This window comes from Helicobacter sp. MIT 05-5293, from assembly GCF_000765665.2.
Lineage (GTDB): Bacteria > Campylobacterota > Campylobacteria > Campylobacterales > Helicobacteraceae > Helicobacter_C.
Genome location: NZ_JROZ02000003.1, coordinates 27826 through 48945 on the forward strand (window position 1 = coordinate 27826; position 21120 = coordinate 48945).

A 21120-nucleotide genomic window follows, 5' to 3' on the forward strand; every position below is an offset into this window, starting at 1 on the left:
ATCAATCAATAATAATCATTATTAAATATCATTTAAGTTTTAATTAGTATAATAATCATTCTTATAAATAAAGTTTAGTTTTTAAGTAAAAATACTTATAAGCTAAATGAATTTTTAAGAATAAAATTTTTGTTTTAGGAGGTTTTTTATGAAGAAGATTTTTTCAGTTTTTGTATTAAGTTTGACTTTAGGGACAAGTTCATTATGTGCGACAGAATCTATAAAGATTCAATCTCCAAGTATGCAAAACACAGCTTTGACACAAGCAGAAATGGCATTTTTATTTGATTCTTCTGATGTCAATGTCATCACACTTTCAGATGAAGAAATGGCTTTGACACAGGGGGAGGGATTTGTCGCTACCACAATAGCAACAGCTGTTCTTATGGAAGTAGGTAAAGATGTTTATAAATGGGTTAAAGGTTGGAAAATTTGGCGGCGATAAAACTTGCCGAAAATCTTAAGGAGGTTTAATGTCGTTTGCAGCAGGATATATTATCGGTGCAATGTGTGCAAGTGATCCGTCAAGTTGCGAGATTTGCGAATCTTGTCAGGATAGGTTTAGAATCGGTGTGGGTGGCATTTATGCCGCCTACCAAGCGGAAGATGATATAAGAAACTATGGAGGCTATCTTAATCTTGAGTATCGAGGTGCTACTCCAAAAGGACGCTTTCAGTTTGTCATTGCAGGTCATGCAGGTGCAGCAAAAAGCAACGCTTCTAGCAAATCTCTTACACTTATGGGGAGGGATTTTGATAAAAACACCGCAATGTTTGTTGAAGCGCGTCCCAAGGTAGGGGTGAATCTCCTCACATCTCATCGCCCCTTGTATCTTAATGTTGTCTATACATTGAACAATGCGATTTCTCACTATTCTTCAGATAATGGTATTAAAACGATTGTTCATCAAGTCGGATTAGAACTTGATGGAATAGTAAGGAAAAGCTCAAAGCTTCGTATCGAATACAGCTTAGGCTATGACTATGTTTTTGATGGGTTTTATGGGATTTATGGCATTTCTAGTTCTCGTATCAGGGCGCAAGGTGGCTATACCTTGCGTGGTAGTCTAGGCTTTGCCTATGATATTACACAGAATGTGCATTATTATATGAAAGCAAATCTCAAATATCAGTCTTTGAATGATGTTGCCAATAATATCGCATATTATCCACAAAGTAGGAGTTACACGGCAGGGCTTGAGCTAGGGTTTGGTTTTTAGATGAGAATCCATAGATGCTTTTAGGCTTTAAAAGTGTCTATGGGGATTTGGTATTTAATTTAATGAAAATTGAAAAGAGAGTGTTAATGCAAAAATTTAGAATCTTGCTTTTATGTTTGCCTTTTATCCTTTATGCGAAGCCCGTGAGTGTCGATGAGATATTCACTCCTAAGCATCAATTCAAGATTCTTGGCTCATTTTCTTATATCAATTTACAGCGTAAAAACTTTTCCCTAAGTCCTATTCCTTTTCAAATGCCAGATGGTTCTTATATCTCTATCCCTTTTGCAGGATATGAAAATATTAATCAAGATTATTTAAATTTCTCACTTAATGCGCGATATGGCATCTCTAAACGCGTGGAGTTATTTAGCACATTGAATGCCTTTTGGCAAAATAGTTATGCAGAAAATAATGGAATCTTTAGTCAGCAAAGCCATGGGGATTTTGGCTCACTAAATTTTGGATTCCTTGTGGAGGCGAAAAAGGAGGGAAAACTCCCTGCTTTACTTGTCGGTGGGAGTGCTGATATTGTAGATCAGACTTATTTTTCTGCTACAAAAAAGCATCTGCAATATGCAAAAGGCTATTCACTCTTTGCGACAACTTTTTACACGGTCGATCCTATCGTTTTCTTGCTACAAGGCAGTTTTAGACTGAATCTCCCAAAGCGATTTGAGGAAGCGAAAATCAATGATGCAGATATTTTTTCTCTTAGTCCTATGGTTTATTTTGCGGTTAATCCCTATGTTTCTTTAAATGCTGGTGTGCGTTATCAATATCAAACAAAAGATCGTCTCAATGATGTCGTAGTCGGCTCGGCGGGTTCGTCAGTGGGGTATATGTTTGGTATGGCTTATGAGATTAAAACAAAACTTATTTTCTTTGCAGATATAGAGCGATTAGATACGCATACTTATTCTAGTAATGCTATTAATCTTACACTTTCTTACAGAATCTGATGCGTTTTTTATTTGTGTGGGGGCTTTTGTGTGGCATGTGCCTTAGTGATGTCTATATGCACAACGAATCTATGATGTTACAAAAAGGCGTTACTTCGTGGGCGGAATTTAAAGATAAAAATCTCGCTAAACAGCAGTATGATTATAGTTGCGGGAGTGCTTCGCTTTCGACAATTTTGACTTATTATTATGGGCAAGATGTGAGCGAGAGGGATATTTTGGATTCGATATTGATTTCAAAGGGTATTGATATTACACAAAAAGAGCGCATAGAATCTGATGAAAAATTGCGAGAAAAGGTGTCGTTTTCTTTTACGGATTTGGCATATTTTGCCCAGCAAAAAGGTTTTAAAACTGCAGGGTTGGCGTTAGATTTACAATCTCTTGCAAGGCTTAAAGTTCCGGTGATTATTTATGTCAATGTCCGCGATATGGAGCATTTTAGCGTTTATAAAGGGCAAGATTCTCAATTTGTGTATTTGGCTGACCCTAGTTTTGGTAATATGAGAGTAAGTATTGCTAAGTTTCAAGAAATGTTTTATCAGAGGAAAGACTTAACCCACCCGGGCAAGATTCTTGTCGTTCTTCCCGCACAAGAGCATCAAAAGATCAATCCTGATTTTCTCACTCATAAGAATCGCTCTTCTTTAGTTTATGAGATGATTAAGCTTAGGGCTAATCAACACTAGTTTAAAATCGCTTTATAAACTGAAAATGGTAGCTTGGCGTGCCATCAAAGGCTTTATCCGTATAAAAGCTGATGTTTTGCGTGGGATTTTGGTATTTTGAAGCAATCAGATAAGAAGTGCCAAATCCGAGAATCGCTCCGGCGATCACTTGTGTAGTGGTGTGTCGCTCGGCATAGATTCTGCTTATACCCACAGAAGTGGCGATAATCCCTGTGGGTAAGGCGAGCTTCCAGCCATAACGTTTGAGAGAGAATCCCACTGATGAAAAAGTCCATGAAGTATGTCCAGAGGGGAATCCATTGAAACTGCCATTATTGGGGCGTTGGGATATGCGCGCATAGCTCGGGTGAGAACGCGAGAGAATCACAAAGCCTTCTTTGATAATATGTGTGCTAACGAGCGTTACGCCCGCACCGATTGCTTGCTCTTTGATGCCTTGATAATCCTTCAAATACCAGCTGTATGCCATCATTGCGACTGGCAAAACCTGCATCACATCACCATAAATTTCAAATCCGCTTTTTGCAGAGAGTTTCGAAAAAAATGTGTGTGATAGTAAAATCACAAAGGCAATGTGAGTGATAATGCGATACATAAGTCTCCTTGTGTATGGATTATAGCATAAAAGTGATGCGTATTTGCGAATCTTATGATAGACATAAGCTTTGAGTGAGTAATATCATGATTGTTTTATTGTTTAAATCTCTATGGAGGTTATAAATGTTTGCAAGAATCTTATCCTTATTTTTGTTGTTACTTATGAGTGGTTGTCATATAAAATCCTCTGATTGGCAGTTTGGAACGAGGATAGAAAAGGACTATGCGCCGTGTCTTAATCCCCTTGAAACTTGCAATCGAGAAGTGGTTGATTTATTTGTGCCATAAAATCATTACTCTTTATTTTAGGAATATATTTTGCTTGTCTAATGCAAAAGAAAAATCTATTAGAGGAGTTAAAGATGATTGATACTGCTGTGCAAAATACCCCTATTATGAACCCTAAAGATTCTGTGATTGGGGATAAGAAGTCTGTATTATCTAAAGACCAAGATAGCCGATTTGAGAATCTCTTGAGTGAAGAGGCTCATAAATCAAAGGCTTTAAATGATGAAAAATCAAGCAACACACTTCCGACATTGAGTAAAGAGAGTGAGAAGACATCAAAAACATCGTCCTTATCTTCCACACCTTTTGAAGTCAAAGATACTTCGAGTAAAGATTCTCGAATCGGTTTGCAAGATAAAATCGCTAAAGCATCGCAAGAAAATCTCAAGGCTGAAGAGAATCCATTGCTTCAAGCATTGGCTTCTGCATCTTTAGGCAAGACGGAGAATGCACAAAAAGGTGGTGTTGCTAAAGACACATCACCTTTGCCTGCATCTGCAGCAAGAACGCCTGTGATTCAGTCTATGCCTTCTCCGGTAGCAGCGCAAAAGATTGAAACTGAAGGTGAAAAGACACTTGCAGATGTGCAGTCTTTGGCTCAAGCAAAGGGATTAAACCCGACTAAAATTACTGCTCAAGGTCTCCCTGAAACGACTAAGAATCCTGTAATCCAAACACTTTTAGCACAAGAAGAAGCCCAACAAAGCGCACCTGTGCAAAAGCCTCGCACGATTCCAGCTTCAGCAAAAGAAGCGATTAATTACGAATATGAAAACAATACCGATCGCATTGCGATTGTCCAAAGAGGAGTAAAAAAACCTAAAAATATCACGAGCAAAATTTCAAATGTGTATCCTGAAAAAAAATCAGACAATGACACAGCTGACGCAAAAGTTTCTCTAAAGGACAGACCCCCGATCGGATAAAGATTCTGTAAAAATAGGCAAAGACAAAGCTTCTTCTCAAGTCCTTGAAGATACTCTAAAGAGTAAAGATGCACCCCAAAATGCGAAGGTTTTGAATGAGCAATCAGCACAAAAGCGTGTGAGTGAGACAGAGGCTACACGCATAGCTAAAGATATGCAGAATCTCGCGCAAGGGGAAGTTTTAGAATCTGTCAGTCAAGATTCAAAAGGACGCATTGCGCAAGGTATCAAAGAAAGTGTGCGCACAGAGAAAGAAAGCCTTAAAAGTCAAGTGAGCGAAAAAGATGTGAATATTGATTCTGATGAGAATCTGCCCAAAACAAAAAAAGGTAAAAAGGTATCAAAAACAGCACAAAAACCTAAAGAGCAAAAATCATCTCTCACTACAAAAGTCGCTCAAGGAGAAAAAAATGAGCAAAAATCGCCTCAACTCGAACAGGCAAGTGCAATAAATGCAGCTAAAAAGAATGGTGAAGTGATTAGAGAGCCTAAATCTATAGTGCAAGATTCTCAAGAGGCGATTGCAGATGTTGAGGATATGGACTTTGAAGAACAGATTCTAGAATCCGAGCCAAAGACTGCGCCTAAACTCTCTTCACAGGGCAAGATGCAGACAAAAAATGCAAGAGATAGCCTTTTGGAGACATTAGTTGCTACTGAAACAGGTAAGGTCAAGGAATTGAGCAAAAAGGATCAAAAGTCTAAGAATCAAAGTGGTAAGAATCTCAAAGATGCTTATAAAGCAAGTGAGCAAAAAACAGAAAAGTCTTTAAGTGCAAGTAGTGCGACATTGGCAAATGCGCTTTTGGGTGAGGAAGAGCTAGAACCACAATCCTTTGAAGAAATCTTGCGTGAGAATAAAAAAGAGGCAAACACACGAGGAGAAAAAACACAAGAGACTAAAGAGACAAAGGCTCAATCAAATAGCTCCAAAGCTTCATTTCAAGAAAGTGTAAGCACGCAAAATACACAGCGCACACAGATTCTGTATCGTTCGCATCTTGCACGAGAATCTGTGCGTAATTTTGCCCAATCACTCAAAGAAGAGGTGTTAAATTATAAGCCACCGATTACGAAGCTCTCAATGGAGCTTAATCCACAGAATCTTGGGGCGTTGGAAGTTACGATTTCCAAGAAGGGCAAGGATTTGCACATTCAAGTGGTTTCAAACTCTACTGCAATGGGATTGTTCTTGCAAAATCAAGTAGATTTTAAAAACAATCTCAATCAAATGGGGTTTGATAATGTCGATTTGAGTTTTACTTCTAGTGAGGGAGGAAATGGCGGTGGGAGTAAAGATTCATCGCAACAACATACTTCTGCAAATGATTCCTCATCGCAAGAAGGGAACAAAAATAGCTTAGAAGATTCTCAAAATGAAAGAATTGATACGATGAATATCGTATTGCCCAAATATGCTTAAATAAGGAGAGCTGAAAATGGCGATTGATTTAGGAGAGGTAACAGGAAGCGCGGCAAAAATTGCCAAAGAAAAAGAAAAAGTGCGCAATATTAATGAACTTGATAATGATGCGTTTATGCGTTTATTCTTGGAACAGCTTAAGAATCAAGACCCTACTGCCCCAATGGAGACTGATAAGATTATTACCCAAACAGCGCAACTTACGCAAGTAGAAATGCAAGAGCAAAATAAAAAGACGATGGTTGAAGTCGCCGAAGCGATGAAAAGCACACAAGAAACGAATAAAGAGCTTAAAGAGTTTCAAGCACAGATGAAAGAATCTTTGGAGGCATTAAATCAAGGTATGCAAGATACTGCAAGATCAAATGTCGCCACCGCTCAACTCAACGCCTTAAACACCGTCTCAATGATTGGTAAGGTCGCAGAAACCGATGTGTTTGGTGTGAATGTGGAAAAAAATAAACCCGTGAAATTCTCTATTTATTTTGATCAAAAAATCGATCCTCAAAAGGGCGATCCAATGATTTATATTTTTAATAGTAATAACGAAATGGTCAAAAGCATTTCGCTCAAAGATCGGGCGAATCAAAGTGGGTATTTGGAATTTGTGTGGGATACAATAAGTGAGCAAGGCAAGCAAGTCGATGATGGCACTTATAATATTCGAGCAGAATATAATCTTGATGAGCAGACCAAACAATATCACACTGCGCGAGTAGGGCGAGGTGAAGTGCAAAGCATCATCTTTGATAAAGGCATACCTATGCTTCGTATGGGCGATATGATTTTGCCTCTTGATAGTGCGATTGAGTTTTACAACAAGGATCACAATCTATGAATGGAACAATGGTAAATTCTTTCAGTGGAATCAAAACGCATCAATTTGGGCTTGATTCTATCTCTAATAATATTGCCAATGTGAATACGATTGGTTATCGAGAGAATCAACCGCAATTTGAAAGTCTTTTCACGGCTAATATGGACACGCTTAATTCCAATTCTCCAATCAATAACGATATGAATTATGGAGCGACCAAATCCAGCAATGGAATCTCCACAAAGAGCGGGAGCTATAAGTCAAGTGATGGTGAGTTTCATGTGGCTTATGAGGGCAAGGGTTGGTTTGTTGTCGGTGAGCAAAAAAGCGGTTCGTTTGAAATCAAAGACGATGGCTATGAGAAAAAGCAAAAAAATTATTTTACGCGTGATGGCTCGTTTTTGCGTGATGGTGAGGGGTATATTGTCAATTCAAGCGGGTATTATTTATATGGTGTGAATCTTGGCAAGATTCAAGAGGGGATTTATACTTCTAATAAAGATGAGGAAATCGACACACAAGCACTTTCTTCGGGTAAATTGACACCGATGTATATTCCTCAAAATCTCTACTATCGCCCGGTTTTGACGACTAAGCTTGATATTACAACAAATCTCAATAAAAATGAAAATGTAATTTCTGCTTCGATATTTTTCAAAAAGCCCGATGGGAGCTTCGATGAAGAGCGTTTTATGAATACCGATATGAATGCTTTTGCCACCGATGACACACCGCTCAATACTCCGAGCTATAATGAAGCAAAGATTATTTTAAATAAAGAGGGTAAAAAAGAAGTCGTTAGTTTTAAATACGGACAAGGAGGCGTAGAAGCAGGTGAATTTAGGACATTTAATGAGCTTAAAGAATTGCTTCGTGAACAGTTAGGGCTTGACTTGGAGCTTAGTAAAGATATTGATGGGAAAGTCGGCGAAAAGGTGAGCTTAGAAATCCGCAATAATTCCTATAAGAATCTTGATATTGAGCTTGGGGGGAGTTTGTTTGAAAAGCTTGGATTCAAAGGTAAAAACGATCATTTTAAAAGCGGTATAGGGGTGAATTTCAATGCTAATAAAGCTTATGATACAAACGCAATTGTGCAATATAAAGGCGTAGTATTTTTACGCACCGGTGAGCTAGGTAAAAGTGAAGATCCCTTTTTGGACCAAGAAAATTGGAAGATTCTCGATACGGGGGCTTTGCTCCAATGGAGTGAAAATGCAACTTATTTTGAGGGCGATGTGGTTGAGTATGAGGGTAAAATTTATCGCAGGATTGATGAAGCTGGTAATAATCCTATCAATGAGGGAAATTGGGAAGAAATAGGCTCAGCAGAAAAAAGTATGCCCCCTGCCTATGAAAGCAATACGACTTATCAAGTCGATGATATTGTGAGCTATGAGGGCAAGCTTTATCGCAAAATCGTGAGTAGTGGTTCAAGTGATCCAAAGCTTGACTCTGTCGGTTGGCAAGCACTTAGAGGCGATAGTTTTCATAGTGAATTTATCCAAATGCCGAGTTATCAAACCAATGTTGAGATTTATGATGAAAGCGGTAAAAAATTCCTCGTGCAAAGTCGGTATTTTATGGTATCTTCGGGAGATTCTGAAGGGAATCCACCGACAAAAGAACAATGGGAAGTGCGCTCTGCGGTGTTTGACCAACACGGGGAGATTATGGTAAGCCCGGATTATGTGATTCATAATATCTCTTTTGATGCAGAGGGCAAACCTGAAGCAGAGCCTGTGGAGCTGATATTTGGTGATAAAACATTGCAATACAATATTGCAGGTGCAAAAGATTCTCAAAGTTCAAATTTTGTCTATCGGGATTCTGAATTATTAAGTAAAGATCAAGATGGACGCGCAGAGGGGCATTTGAGAGATGTGAGAATCGATAGAGATGGCATTATCTTTTTAGCGTTTGATAATGGTGCGTATGAGCCTATGGGACGCGTTGGTATCGCTGCATTTGTCAATGATCAAGGCTTAAAGAAAGTCGGTGGGAATCTTTTCGAAATGACTGAAATGGTTGTTAATGGCGATGCTCATACCGTGAGTGGGCGTCCGATTCTAGGCTGGGACGGATTAAATCTCAAGTATGGTTCGGTATTATACAAACATTTGGAGACAAGTAATGTTGATGTGGGAAATGCTTTGACAGAGCTTATCGTTATGCAAAGGGGTTATTCGATGAACGCCAAAGCATTCACCACAGGCGATGATTTAGTCAAAGAAGCAATCAATCTCAAGCGTTAGATTCTAGTTTAGAATCTAACGAAATTCTTTTTGGTTTTATTTTTTATTCATCAGGTGCAAATAATTTTCTAACAATCCTATTGCTATAAAGCAATTAAGTGATTTTGGTATTTTATAAGTTTATAATAGCTATTATCATTTTATTATGGTAATTTTTAAGTAGGGAGTTAAATTGCACAGAATCTTGATTGTATGTTTCGTGGGTTTATCTCTCCTAAAGGCAGAATATCGCTGTGATGAAGACAAATGCAGTGATTATAAGATAGGCTTGGGAGCATTAGCGGGAGTGCATAACACTTCTTTGCATGATATAGCGTTACAAGGTGCGGGCATCAGCACACTTTTTTCTCGATACAACCCTCAATATGGCTTTACTTGGAATCTCAATCTCAATTTGCTTAATGCTCATGTCAAAAACGCGCAAAATGAGGTAATTGCCTATGATAAAGATTCGTTTAACGCCTTTAGCGGATACATTGATACGACTTTATTCTTTGCTAAGAATCTTAAAAGTGAGACACATAATCCATTCTTTCTAGGCATTGTAGTAGGGGCTCAATCCTTGTTTTTTGATCAAAAATACAGCGTGCCAAGTTCTACGCTTTTCACACTCGGGCTTGGGCTAAGTGGCTCATATATGCTACGCAATAATCTCGCCTTTGAGTATGGGGCTTCTTATCAATATGGCGTGTATGGATTTCATTATTATCCTGCTCGTTATAGCCCCGATGAGTTTGCTTATGAATCTAGTGATTATGTAAGTCTTAAGCCCAATAATCATCACATACAAGCTTTTATAGGATTACATAAAAACAAGCTCTATGGGCTATATGCAAAGCTTCATTTGAGTTTCACTCATCTTGATGCTGCCCGCTCAATGGCCAAAAACCGCTATGGTGTTTCAAGCACCTATCCCCAAGCCTTACAAGCGATGATTGGTTTAGAGTTTGGATTTGGATTTAGCAGATGGCTGTGATTTTTTGTGATATAAGAGGGAGTTTATATAATCAGCTTAAAGTGCAGTTTTAATTGCAGAATCTTAGATTCTGTGTTTTTAAAATGCCAAACCAAAATATAATAAAGCACAATAACTTTAAAAGAGCTAACAAGGAGTGATAATGGAATCTGTATTAAGCTCTATAGTAAATTTTTTTAAAATATGCGGGATAACCTTAGATAATGCGCATTTTGATTTTTGGAATCAATTTGGAGATAATGTAATCTTATTTTTTTATAACTTTTGGTTGGATTCCATTTTTTGGTTTATCTTTTTATTGTCATTCGTGCCGTGGTGCTTTATTGGCTTACACACGTGATTTAGGCTCACAAAGCCAAAGCAAAGGCTTGTTCGCATATGTTTTTTCTCTCGGGCTTTAAAGGTGTGTTTGCCACGCACCCTAGCTTAGAAGAGAGAATCCAATCCCTTAGCGCAATGAGTCAAGGGATTGTGTAGATTCTATGATCGTTTTGATTTGAGCCAATCACTTAGTCGTGCAAAGAATGTCCAAAACAGAGGGATAAAGAATATCGCGATAAAGGTCGCAGCAAGCATTCCCCCAATAACCCCAGTGCCGATAGCATGTCTTGATGCTGAACCCGCCCCACTACTTAGTGCTAAGGGTAAAACCCCGATAGAGAAAGCCAATGAGGTCATCATAATCGGTCGGAATCTTAGCCTTGCCGCATGGATAGCAGCATCTACAATACTTTTACCCTCTTGTTCTTTGAGCTGTTGGGCAAACTCAATAATCAAAATTGCATTTTTTGCTGCAAGTGCAATGAGCGTGATGAGTCCGATTTGGAAATAAATGTCGTTATTTAATCCCCGAATATAAGTTGCCAAAAGTGCGCCAAACAATGCAAAAGGCACAGCTGTAAGCACTGCTAAAGGCATGAGCCATCGTTCGTATTGAGCAGCGAGAATCAAGAATACGAAAATAAGCCCAAACACAAATGCTAATGCTCCTGTGCTGCTGCTCGCCTTTTCTTGGTAGCTCATACTTGAATAAGCAATCGTGTAGCCTTCGGGTAAGACTTCTTTAGCGACTTCTTCAATTGCTTTGAGTGCATCACCGCTTGAATAGCCTTGTTGCGCTTCACCCATTACTTTTGCTCCATTAAAGAGGTTGAATCGTTCGATAATATCCGCACCTACGATTCGTTCAAATGTTACGAGTGTGCTGATAGGGATAAAGTTTCCATTGGAAGATTTGACAAACACTTGGCTTAAATCTTCCGGAGATTCTCTAAAGCGGGATTCAGCTTGGACATTGACTTGGTAAGTTTTGCCATAGAGATTAAAGTCATTGACATAATATTTCCCAAAAGTGCTTTGTAAGGTCGTGAAAACATCATTGACACTTACTCCTAAGGCTTTTGCTTTATCTCTATCAAGCGTGATATAATATTGCGGAATATTTGTGCTAAGCATATTTCGCACACTTGTAAGCTCTGGTCTTTGATTTGCAGCAGCAGCTAAGGCATTAGCATAAGATTCTAATTGTTGGATTGTCCCGCCACTTCTGTCTTGGACATAGATTTCAAAACCTCCTGCAAGTCCTAAGCCCATAATAGCAGGAGGATTCAGAGCTAAAATGAAAGCATCAAATTTTTGATTGAGATAGCCCATAAAGCTTTGAGCTAGTGCAAAAGAGCCTTGCTCTGCTTTTTTACGCTTATCCCAATCTTCTAATGTAATGAATGCTGCTCCGCCGCTTGTGCGTTGTGCGCTTGCTAACATATCAAAGCCGGGTATGAGCATCGCTTGCTTGACATTAGGATTGCTTCCTAAGAATTCCCAGATTCCATCAGCCACACTAGCTGTGCGTGAAAGTGCGCTAGCAGGAGGGAGTTGATAGAATACGAGCAATTCACCTTTGTCTTCAGCAGGGACAAGTCCGGAAGGTAATGTTTTTAGAAGTCCATAGCTTGCTCCTATGATAGCTACAAACACTAAGAGTAAAGCCGTCCCTCGCTTTAAAGCACGTGCAATTTGATCGCTAAATTTATGTGTGAGCCAATCAAAGAAATCATTAAATCGTTTCACTGCATAGAATGGTTTGGGTTCTTTTGTTTTAAGAATCGAAACACACAAAGCTGGTGTTAAAGTCAAAGCAATAAAACCAGAGATGATCACTGAAATCACAATGGTAATAGCAAACTGCTTATAAATTGCTCCTGCAAAACCACCGATAAATGCCACAGGAATAAACACAGAGCAAAGCACAAGCACAATGGCAATGATAGGACCTTGAATCTCATTCATTGCTTTGATTGTCGCTTCTTTCACGGGGAGTTTTTCATTATGAATGATGCGTTCGACATTTTCTATCACGATGATTGCATCATCTACCACAATCCCAATCGCAAGAACGAGTCCAAAAAGCGTAAGAAGATTGATAGAGAATCCTAGCGCATACATACCACCAAATGCACCGATAATAGAAACAGGGATAGCAATCACAGGGATAATTGTCGCACGGAAATTTTGTAAGAAGAAGTAAATGATGATTACTACTAGCACAATAGCTTCAATGAAAGTTTTGACAACTTCTTTGATTGATATTTTTACAAATTCTGTTGAATCTTTGGCGATTCTGTATTGCATACCTTCGGGGAAATCTTTTGCAAGCTCTTGCATTCTTTTTTCGACATTTTCAGCCACATCAAGGGCATTTGCCCCGGGCTGGAGATTGATACCAAATGCAGAGGCGGGTTTGCCGTTAAATTTTGGGCTTACGCTGTAATCTTTTGCCCCTAGCTCGATTCTCGCGACATTTTTCAATCGGAGAGATGAGCCATCGGGATTAGCGCGTAAAATGATATTGCCAAATTCTTCAGGACTTACGAATCGTCCTTGCGTCGTTACCGTGTAGGTAAAAACCAAATCATTTCTGACAGGCTCTTGTCCAAAATAACCTACTGCAAATTGGGAGTTTTGCTCTGTGATGAGGTTTGCAACTTCAGCGGGTGTAATGTTGTTTGCAGAAAGCTTGTCAATATCGAGCCAAATCCGCATAGAGTAGTCTTTTTGTCCAAAATTTGTTATATCACCTACACCTGGCACTCTTTTAAGCTCATTGATAACATTGAGGATTCCATAATTTGCGACGAAAATTTCATCATGCGCTGGGTTTTCTGATAGTAGGGCATAAACGGTAAGAATGGTAGAAGATCTTTTGCGCACCGTTACACCGAGCCTTTGGACTTCATAGGGAAGCTGGCTCAAGGCGGACTGCACGCGGTTATTGACATTGACGGTTGCCATATCAGGATCGGTGTCATTAGAAAAATACACATTGATACTAAGACTTCCTGCTGATGAAGAGGAGCTTTGCATATAAAGCATACCTTCCACACCATTGATAGAATCTTCTAACACGCTTGCTACGGTGTTTGCAATAACCTCTGCACTTGCACCATTATAAGTCGCTTGCACAACCACTTGCACAGGCACTACTTGAGGATATTCTTCTACAGGTAAAACCCATATAGAGATTGTCCCTACAAGTGTGATGATGATAGAAATCACCATCGCAAACACAGGGCGATTAATAAAGAATTTAGAAATCATCTTTTCCCCCTATTGTGCCTGCTGATTTTTTGTTTGAGAGTCGCTTTTTTGATTGTCATTTTTAGTGTTTGGGTTGGAGTTTGCATTGACTACGCCCATTCCTGCACGAAGTTTGGATAAACCACTTGTGATAAGAATATCTCCAGATTTTAATCCACTCATTACGAGAATCTGGTTGTTTTTGAGTGATTGTCCTAATGTAACGCGTGCAGTAGCGGCTTTACCATCTTGTGCGACAAAGACATAGCTTCCTTGTGCATCTTGCATCAATGCACTTTGCGGAATTGCTATTCCATTTTGAGCTTCAAAACCTTGTAATCGCACACGAACAAATTCATTAGGCAAAAGCTTATAGTCGTTGTTATCGACAATTGCGCGTGCTTTGATTGAAAGGGTTTGGGGATCTAAAACACTATCAAGAAAATCCATTTTCCCTATATGATCATATTTTTTGCCATTGCCCAATATGAATTCTACTTGGATATTTTCTTTATTTAGCCCTCTCATATAATAAAAGTCATTGTTAGGGATAGAAAATTCTGCATAAATAGGACTTAGCTGCGTGATAGTAGTCAAAATATCATTGCCCCCGCTTCTGCCCACGAGCGCGCCTACATCGTAATTCCTCATACTTGTGCGCCCGGTAAAATCAGCCGTTACATCGGTATAGCCTAAATCAATCAGGGCATCATCAAGAGCAGCTTTAGTATTGGCGAGATTGGCTTGAGCAGATTGATAGTTATACAAAGATTCGTCATGTTGATCTATGGTATAAACCCCTTGTTTGTAGAGTTTATCTACCCTTTTCCAGTCTTTTGTTGCTTTAGTGAGGTTGGCTTGGGCATTTGCATATTGTGCTTTTGCCATATCAACTTTGGTGATGTAACGCGTAGGGTCAATCTTAAAGAGTTTATCCCCTTGTTGGACAATATCCCCTTCCCTAAAATACTTTTCTGTCAATGTGCCTTCTACCCGTGCATAAACATTTGCGCTTTGAAGACTTTTAAGTTTTGCAGGATATTCAAAGCTAAGATTCACTGCTTGCGGGGTAACCTTTTGCATTGATACAGGAAGACTCATATTTGCATTTTGAGATTGTTGGTTTGATTTGCAACCTGCAAAAATTATCATAAAAGCTACTAAAGTTAAAAGTAGATTTTTCATCGTTTCTCCTTGTGCAATTTGCTTATTTGTAATATAAAAACTCTTGATAAGTGTTTTTAAGGACTTGAGAGATGTTATAAAAACACATTGAAAACAATATTTTGGGGTGTGCAAAGGCAGAATATCCTTCAACCAAATGCTCACAAAGGGCTTCTGATATTTAAAATTAAAGAGAAGTGGCGATAAAACATTTATTAGATAAAAGCCTTATGCTCACCCGTATTTTAAATCTGTTTTGCAATCATAAGACCCTGACTATTTAAAAATAGTTGTATATACACCTTAATATATATCGTAAAATAATACAAAATTTTAGGTAAATAAATTTCAAGATTTGGTAGAGAATTATAATATAAAGTTACCTTTAAAGGATTTTTAGAAGATGGACTTTAATATTCTTTTAAGGTTTGAAAGATTTAAATTTATTTTTTGGTGGGTGGATTTTTTGGCTCTTCTACTTGACAATATTTTTCTTGATAAGACAATAATCGCAGGTTAGTGCGATTAAGTTGATAATTTTTATCGAACTTTTTACGCACAATTTGTTCAATGATATTTAAATTCGGTGCATTTTCTTTGCCGGCAAATATATCAAGCACTAAGCCATAAAGTTGGATATTTGATGCAAGGTAGTCAAAGATTCTGTCGCGATCTTGCATAAAGATTTGCTGATTTTTCTTATATTTTTGGAGCTTTAAAATAATGCGGTTAAAAACCCTTTGCACCAAATGCGGTTTAAGATATGGGCGCAAAATATCAGGAAGCGTATCAAGTAATGATTCTAAACGATCTTTTTCCATAAACAAAATGACAGAAATCAGTGTGATGATTTGTTTGGTATCATTGTTTAAAGAACGCATCTCAAACCATAGCCACATACGCTTAATAATGCTGTAATGATAAGATTCTAACTGCATGGGATTAATCTTGCATGATTTGATCGTTGCAAATTTCTGTGCCAATGCCTTGTGTGGTGAAAAGCTCTAGCAACAAAGAATGTTCCACACGCCCATCAATGATGTGAGCCTTTTGGACACCATTTTGGACGCAATCCACACAAGCTTGGAGTTTGGGAATCATTCCTCCATATATGACACCATTATTTTGCAAAGTCTGAATCTCTGTGGGAGTGAGCGAAGAAAACAGATTCCCTTCAGAATCAAGCACACCTTGAATATCACTAAGAAAAACAATCTTTTGTGCCTTGAGTGCTTTGGCGATTTCACAAGCGGCAATGTCGGCGTTAATATTATAGCCCGGGTGTCCGGAGCTTTCACCCGTAGCAATAGGAGCGATAATAGGCACAAAATTATCATTGATGATATTATGTAAAAATTCGGGATTGACTTTTGTGATATGTCCGGTATAGCCAAATTTGCCATTATCTTTTGCCACTGCTTCAAGTAAATGTGCATCTTTGCCGCTTACACCGACTGCCTTTGCTCCGTGAAAATTCAAAAAAGCGGTAAGCTCTTTATTGATTTCTCCACTAAGCACCATTTCAACAATCTTCATAGAATCTAGACAAGTAACACGATAGCCATCGACAAATTCACTTTTGATATTGAGCGTTTCAAGCATTTGTGTGATGCGTTTGCCTCCACCATGTATGATAACAGGCTTTAGTCCTAACATATACATCATTACAATATCAAGTGCAAATTTTTCCTTTAGTTCAGGATTGATTTGTGCCGCACCGCCATATTTAATCACGATAACTTGCCCGCGAAAGATTCGGATAAATGGTAGAGAATCGAGCAATATTTGAACAACTTTGGCATTTTTTCGCATATTTTTGTCCTCTAAAAATAAAATTGATGTTATTATATCCAAATACTCTCAAAATCAAACCATAAAGGAATTTGAAATGAAAATAGTCATACTTGATGCAGACACATTGGGAAAATGCGATTTAGGCGAGATTGAAAAGCTTGGTTCTTTGACAATCTATCCTTCCACAAAACGAGAACAAACACTTGAGCGATGTCAAGGTGCAGAAATTGTCATCACAAATAAAGTCGTTTTGGACAAAGAGATTCTCTCTGAATTACCAGATTTGAAGCTTATTTGTATCAGTGCTACGGGTATGAATAATGTGGATTTGGTGTATGCGAAAGAACGAGGTATTGCGGTAAAAAATGTCGCGGGATACTCGACAACATCAGTCGCTCAACACACACTCACTATGGCATTATCGCTGCTTGCTCAAATCGGTTATTACGATGATTATTGTAAAAGCGGACAATGGTGTAAAAGTGAAATCTTTGTGCATATCAATGAGGGATTACGCGAGATTGAAGGCTTGAAATGGGGGATTATTGGCTTAGGAAGCATTGGCAAACGCGTTGCGCAAATCGTGAGTTGTTTTGGAGCAAAGGTGCATTATTATTCTACAAGTGGGAAAAATAATGACAGCACTTATACGCAACAAAGTCTGAAAGAGCTTTTATCGACCAATGATATTATTTCGATTCATGCTCCGCTTAACGACCAGACAAAGAATCTGCTTAATCGTGAGAATCTACCATTATTAAAGCCTCAAGCGATTTTGATTAATGTCGGTCGTGGCGGTATTGTCAATGAAGCAGACATAGCGGAGATTCTTAAAACTAAAGAAATGTATTTTGCAACAGATGTTTTAGAATCTGAACCCATGAAGCCTAATCACCCTTTGCTTGATACTTCTATCGCCCATAAGCTACTCCTTACACCGCATGTCGCTTGGGCGTATGATAATGCAAGGGAAAGGTTACTCAAACTTTTGGCTCAAAATATTCGCGATTTTATCGGCTAAATCAAGCGTTTTAGTGTGAGAGAATCTATTTGTAAGTCTTTTGTTTGTGCTATAATGCGCGTGATTTTTTAAAAAGGAGTTTTTATGCCATTACTTGATAGTTTTAAGGTTGATCATACAAAGATGCCAGCCCCAGCAGTGAGGCTTGCGAAGGTGATGGAAACACCTAAAGGAGATAAGATTAGCGTGTTTGATTTGCGTTTTTGTGTGCCAAATCAGGAGATTCTCTCTGAAAAAGGCATTCACACCTTAGAGCATCTCTTTGCAGGTTTTATGCGGGATCATTTGAATGATGCTCAAGCCGAGATTATTGATATTTCGCCAATGGGTTGTCGGACAGGATTCTATATGAGTGTGATTGGCACACCTAGTGATGATAGTGTCCTTAGGGCATGGGAAGCAAGTATGAATGATATTTTAAATGCTCAAGCAATCCCCGAAGCAAATCCTCTTCAATGTGGCACTTGTGTGATGCACTCTTTGGACGAGGCAAAAAGTATTGCTCAAAATGTTCTTCAACGCGGTATTAGTATTATGGATACACAAAAGTTACTTTTAAAAGAGTTCCAAGCCTAAATCACTAAATCATTTGAGAATCTGCGCTATTGGCATAGATTCTCAATTTTCCATTGTCTTAATTATCTCATTAAATCAGCAAATCTTATTGCTTTGTCGCCAAATTTTCATCTCTTTTGCTTTTTGAATCAAATCTTCTCTAAAATCAGGGTGCGCCACAGAGATGATTGCTTCGCATTTTTCCCATGTAGATAAGCCTTTGAGATTTACTTTGCCGTATTCGGTAACAAGATAATGCACATTAGCTCTTGTAGCTGTAACAATACTTCCCTCACGCAAAGTGGGTAAGATTCTGGATTTGATTGTGCCGTCTTTGGATTTGATTGTCGAAGAGCAGCAAATAAAGCTTTTGCCATGCTTTGATAAATACGCTCCCAATACGAAATCAAGCTGTCCGCCTGCTCCGCTGATATGACGTGTCCCCGAAGATTCTGAATTGACTTGTCCAAACAAATCAATATCTACGGCATTGTTTATAGAGATGAAATTATCCAAAGCCGAGATTGTGCGTATATCATTTGTATAATCCACAGGTGCGCTCATACACTCGGGATTATTATTTAGAAAGTCATAAAGTTTTTTTGTTCCCATAGCAAAAGAATAGGTTTGTTTGCCTTGATTGATATTTTTCTTACTACCGGTAACTTTTCCTGCAAGTGTCATTTCTACAAACGCATCGACATACACTTCAGTATGCACTCCTAAATCTTTTAAGTCTGATTGTGCGATAAAAGAGCCTACGGCATTAGGCATACCACCGATACCGAGCTGTATGCACGCTCCATTAGAGATTTCTTCGACAATCAACTTTGCGACTGCTTTATCGACATCGGTAATTTCAGCAGATGGCACTTCAATCAAAGGAGGATTATCCCCTTGAACGATAAAATCTACTTCTGAAATATGCACATCTGTGCCAAATCCACCGAGACAACGAGGCATATTTTCATTGACTTCAACAATCACGGTCTTTGCTTCTTGAATACAAGCAGATAAGTGTGAGGCACTAAGTCCGAAGTTAAAATATCCGTGTTTATCCATAGGAGTAACTTGTATAATGACTACATTAGGCGTAGCAGAGATTTCTTTGTAGTAACGAGGAAGTTCAGAATAACGCATAGGTATATAGAATCCCAATCCTTGCTCAATCAATTTTCTGCCGATGCCACTAGCATGCCAAGTGTGCCATGAGCAATGCTCCCCTTTGGTATCGACTTTGAAGACTTCAGGCATTTGCACTAAGATTCCTCCGCGAATCTTCACATCATTGAGTTCTTTAATACGCAAACTTAATGCCTTATCCATTGCCACAGGAGCAGTGATCGCCCAACCATAATCAACCCAATCACCCGATTTTATCACACTTGCAGCATTGTCTGCACTTGTGAGCTTTTCTTGATACATTTTTTGTATATCCATTGTCAAACACCTTTAATTAAATTTAGAATCTTTGGTCGATAATCAGATGAAATTATCTGCTTTTGTTGTATTATGAGTGTTTATTCTAACATTGAATGGAGAAAATTGTTTTGAACAATTTTTGTTTTCTTTAGACAATTTTTAGTCATAAATGTTATAATTGAACAAAAAATGTGCAATTTATAAGGAAAAATATCTTTGGATACTTTAGACAAGCTGATTATGATTTATCAACGTTCAGGTTTAAGCGTGTCGCGCTTTGCTTCTATTATTGGTAAAGATAGGCGCACTTTGACTTCTTGGATTGATAAAAGTGTGTGCAAAGATCCCCCCAAAGAAGTGTTAGAATCTATCACACGATTTTTTCGTTATTCGGAGCGCGTGTGGGACCAAGAATGTGATAAAGATGAATTTTTAGCCTTACTTGAGCATATTCCTCAAAGTGAAATAAAAATCATTGATAAAGGCTATGAAGGTGGTTTGGAATATATTTTAGAAAAGGAATACGATCGGCGGTTTGTGATACACTCGCGTTTTCCTGGTCCAGCATATCGTGATAAAATTGTTACTTTTCCCTACAAATTTGGTAATTCACCTCAAGCAGTGGCATTGCGAAAAAGACGTTGTGAACATATCCTTGATTATGGTTTTGAAAGTGTGGAGTGGTATTCGATTGAATCGCTCTTGCATTTTGCTTTTTCACCCATTGGGAATTTTTACACGACTTCGCAAAAGATTGCAGTTTTAGACTTGATGTTAAAGACTTTCGAGGATAATTACAACAAAAGCCTTTATTTTTTTGATTCACAAACGACAAAAGTTTCAGGTATTGATACGATTTATATGTCGATTAACCCAAAAGCACATATTATGTTTTTTAAGATACCTATTGATTCGTTGATTGTAGAGATTACTAATAAAATGCTTGTGTATAGAATTCACAAGCATTTTACCACGCCCTCTAGCGCGCCTAAACATATCCCTAAAGATGACGCGCCTAAGATTCTATCAATCCTCAAAGATTGCATTCAAGAAGGAAAAGATATTGTCCATTTTTGTAAAAATATCAAACGCCAAACACCATTTTTACCGATATTTTCGTGTAACCTCTCTGTAGAGCTGCATCATTTGATTTGATATTGTCATTTGTTATGCTCTTGTTTAACTAGGAGATTCTGTGTTTGGCTCCTGAAGTAATTCATCATCAATCATGGTAGGTTTTGCATCTTCAGTATGAAGAGAGTTTTGAGAATCTATCGTATTTTGCTTTTTGATAATGATTAAAGGCATAATCTTGCTCCATTGTATGAAATTACCTATCCAATCCCCTCGCTCACCATAGATAGAATCTAATCGCACACGGAATAATAAAGGTTTTTGCAAAAAAGGAAGCCACACAATGGGGATTTGCCAAAAG

General features: G+C 38.3%; 18 protein-coding genes and 1 pseudogene. 12 read left to right on the top strand and 7 right to left on the bottom strand.

Annotated features, from left to right (window positions below; all coding sequences use genetic code 11):
• The first annotated feature begins 148 nt into the window (after nucleotides 1–148).
• From LS68_RS06460 to LS68_RS06475, 4 genes are all read left to right on the top strand, one after another.
• Entirely contained in the window at nucleotides 149–445 is a 297-nt protein-coding gene (locus LS68_RS06460) for a hypothetical protein (RefSeq protein WP_034370734.1), read from the top strand.
• A gap of 28 nt (nucleotides 446–473) precedes the next feature.
• Nucleotides 474–1220 carry a hypothetical protein gene (locus LS68_RS06465; RefSeq protein ID WP_138091241.1) on the top strand — a complete coding sequence of 249 codons (747 nt, stop codon included), beginning with the start codon at nucleotides 474–476 and terminating at the stop codon, nucleotides 1218–1220.
• An 86-nt stretch (nucleotides 1221–1306) separates the two neighbouring features.
• Nucleotides 1307–2182, top strand: a complete 876-nt coding sequence (locus tag LS68_RS06470; protein ID WP_034371289.1) for an outer membrane beta-barrel protein — start codon at nucleotides 1307–1309, stop codon at nucleotides 2180–2182.
• On the top strand, nucleotides 2182–2871 hold the full coding sequence (locus LS68_RS06475; RefSeq protein WP_034370718.1) for a C39 family peptidase: 690 nt from the start codon (nucleotides 2182–2184) through the stop codon (nucleotides 2869–2871). The genes LS68_RS06470 and LS68_RS06475 overlap by 1 nt, the downstream gene beginning before the upstream one ends.
• A gap of 1 nt (nucleotide 2872) precedes the next feature.
• Here LS68_RS06475 and LS68_RS06480 read toward each other — a convergent pair whose 3' ends face one another.
• Entirely contained in the window at nucleotides 2873–3466 is a 594-nt protein-coding gene (locus LS68_RS06480; protein ID WP_034370716.1) for a phosphatase PAP2 family protein, read from the bottom strand.
• A gap of 364 nt (nucleotides 3467–3830) precedes the next feature.
• Here LS68_RS06480 and LS68_RS06485 point away from each other — a divergent pair, with 364 nt between their 5' ends.
• The 5 genes and pseudogenes from LS68_RS06485 (at nucleotide 3831) to LS68_RS06505 (ending at nucleotide 10153) form a co-directional block, all read left to right on the top strand.
• Nucleotides 3831–4682, top strand: a complete 852-nt coding sequence (locus LS68_RS06485; RefSeq protein WP_034370713.1) for a hypothetical protein — start codon at nucleotides 3831–3833, stop codon at nucleotides 4680–4682.
• A gap of 91 nt (nucleotides 4683–4773) precedes the next feature.
• Nucleotides 4774–6105: a flagellar hook-length control protein FliK gene (locus LS68_RS06490; RefSeq protein WP_052100254.1), complete on the top strand. Its 1332-nt coding sequence runs from the start codon at nucleotides 4774–4776 to the stop codon at nucleotides 6103–6105.
• A 16-nt stretch (nucleotides 6106–6121) separates the two neighbouring features.
• Nucleotides 6122–6922, top strand: a pseudogene (gene flgD / locus LS68_RS06495) (flagellar hook assembly protein FlgD); the annotation flags it as partial.
• Nucleotides 6923–6939: 17 nt separating this feature from the next.
• Nucleotides 6940–9177: a flagellar hook-basal body complex protein gene (locus tag LS68_RS06500; protein ID WP_034370707.1), complete on the top strand. Its 2238-nt coding sequence runs from the start codon at nucleotides 6940–6942 to the stop codon at nucleotides 9175–9177.
• 172 nt (nucleotides 9178–9349) lie between these two features.
• A complete protein-coding gene (locus LS68_RS06505) occupies nucleotides 9350–10153 on the top strand; it encodes a hypothetical protein (protein ID WP_034370704.1) in 804 nt (267 codons plus the stop codon).
• Between the two features lie 480 nt (nucleotides 10154–10633).
• Here LS68_RS06505 and LS68_RS06510 read toward each other — a convergent pair whose 3' ends face one another.
• From LS68_RS06510 to argB, 4 genes are all read right to left on the bottom strand, one after another.
• Nucleotides 10634–13750: a multidrug efflux RND transporter permease subunit gene (locus tag LS68_RS06510; protein ID WP_199741492.1), complete on the bottom strand. Its 3117-nt coding sequence runs from the start codon at nucleotides 13748–13750 to the stop codon at nucleotides 10634–10636.
• A 9-nt stretch (nucleotides 13751–13759) separates the two neighbouring features.
• Nucleotides 13760–14914: an efflux RND transporter periplasmic adaptor subunit gene (locus LS68_RS06515; RefSeq protein ID WP_034371284.1), complete on the bottom strand. Its 1155-nt coding sequence runs from the start codon at nucleotides 14912–14914 to the stop codon at nucleotides 13760–13762.
• Nucleotides 14915–15336: 422 nt separating this feature from the next.
• Nucleotides 15337–15876 carry a hypothetical protein gene (locus LS68_RS06520; protein WP_241993699.1) on the bottom strand — a complete coding sequence of 180 codons (540 nt, stop codon included), beginning with the start codon at nucleotides 15874–15876 and terminating at the stop codon, nucleotides 15337–15339.
• Nucleotides 15836–16705: an acetylglutamate kinase gene (gene argB, locus LS68_RS06525; RefSeq protein WP_034370699.1), complete on the bottom strand. Its 870-nt coding sequence runs from the start codon at nucleotides 16703–16705 to the stop codon at nucleotides 15836–15838. Before argB ends, LS68_RS06520 begins: the two co-directional genes overlap by 41 nt.
• A 76-nt stretch (nucleotides 16706–16781) precedes the next feature.
• Here argB and LS68_RS06530 point away from each other — a divergent pair, with 76 nt between their 5' ends.
• Together LS68_RS06530 and luxS are read left to right on the top strand one after the other, a co-directional pair.
• Nucleotides 16782–17708, top strand: coding sequence for a D-2-hydroxyacid dehydrogenase (locus LS68_RS06530; protein WP_034370697.1), 927 nt, complete (start codon nucleotides 16782–16784; stop codon nucleotides 17706–17708).
• Nucleotides 17709–17792: 84 nt separating this feature from the next.
• On the top strand, nucleotides 17793–18284 hold the full coding sequence (luxS, locus tag LS68_RS06535; RefSeq protein ID WP_034370694.1) for an S-ribosylhomocysteine lyase: 492 nt from the start codon (nucleotides 17793–17795) through the stop codon (nucleotides 18282–18284).
• A gap of 75 nt (nucleotides 18285–18359) precedes the next feature.
• Here luxS and LS68_RS06540 read toward each other — a convergent pair whose 3' ends face one another.
• On the bottom strand, nucleotides 18360–19703 hold the full coding sequence (locus tag LS68_RS06540) for a butyryl-CoA:acetate CoA-transferase (protein ID WP_034370691.1): 1344 nt from the start codon (nucleotides 19701–19703) through the stop codon (nucleotides 18360–18362).
• Nucleotides 19704–19901: 198 nt separating this feature from the next.
• Between LS68_RS06540 and LS68_RS06545 the strand changes: the two genes are divergently transcribed.
• Nucleotides 19902–20840, top strand: a complete 939-nt coding sequence (locus LS68_RS06545) for a hypothetical protein (RefSeq protein WP_241993700.1) — start codon at nucleotides 19902–19904, stop codon at nucleotides 20838–20840.
• Nucleotides 20841–20864: 24 nt separating this feature from the next.
• Here the strand turns inward: LS68_RS06545 and LS68_RS06550 are convergent, their stop codons facing one another.
• Nucleotides 20865–21086, bottom strand: a complete 222-nt coding sequence (locus LS68_RS06550; protein ID WP_138091243.1) for a hypothetical protein — start codon at nucleotides 21084–21086, stop codon at nucleotides 20865–20867.
• Nucleotides 21087–21120: the final 34 nt, after the last annotated feature.

Excerpts from the sequence above, each read along its gene's own strand:
- LS68_RS06460 (WP_034370734.1), top strand. The coding sequence starts at position 149 with ATGAAGAAGATTTTTTCAGTTTTTGTATTAAGTTTGACTTTAGGGACA.
- LS68_RS06465 (WP_138091241.1), top strand. The coding sequence starts at position 474 with ATGTCGTTTGCAGCAGGATATATTATCGGTGCAATGTGTGCAAGTGAT.
- LS68_RS06470 (WP_034371289.1), top strand. The coding sequence starts at position 1,307 with ATGCAAAAATTTAGAATCTTGCTTTTATGTTTGCCTTTTATCCTTTAT.
- LS68_RS06475 (WP_034370718.1), top strand. The coding sequence starts at position 2,182 with ATGCGTTTTTTATTTGTGTGGGGGCTTTTGTGTGGCATGTGCCTTAGT.
- LS68_RS06480 (WP_034370716.1), bottom strand. The coding sequence starts at position 3,466 with ATGTATCGCATTATCACTCACATTGCCTTTGTGATTTTACTATCACAC.
- LS68_RS06485 (WP_034370713.1), top strand. The coding sequence starts at position 3,831 with ATGATTGATACTGCTGTGCAAAATACCCCTATTATGAACCCTAAAGAT.
- LS68_RS06500 (WP_034370707.1), top strand. The coding sequence starts at position 6,940 with ATGAATGGAACAATGGTAAATTCTTTCAGTGGAATCAAAACGCATCAA.
- LS68_RS06510 (WP_199741492.1), bottom strand. The coding sequence starts at position 13,750 with ATGATTTCTAAATTCTTTATTAATCGCCCTGTGTTTGCGATGGTGATT.
- LS68_RS06515 (WP_034371284.1), bottom strand. The coding sequence starts at position 14,914 with ATGAAAAATCTACTTTTAACTTTAGTAGCTTTTATGATAATTTTTGCA.
- argB (WP_034370699.1), bottom strand. The coding sequence starts at position 16,705 with ATGCGAAAAAATGCCAAAGTTGTTCAAATATTGCTCGATTCTCTACCA.
- LS68_RS06530 (WP_034370697.1), top strand. The coding sequence starts at position 16,782 with ATGAAAATAGTCATACTTGATGCAGACACATTGGGAAAATGCGATTTA.
- luxS (WP_034370694.1), top strand. The coding sequence starts at position 17,793 with ATGCCATTACTTGATAGTTTTAAGGTTGATCATACAAAGATGCCAGCC.
- LS68_RS06540 (WP_034370691.1), bottom strand. The coding sequence starts at position 19,703 with ATGGATATACAAAAAATGTATCAAGAAAAGCTCACAAGTGCAGACAAT.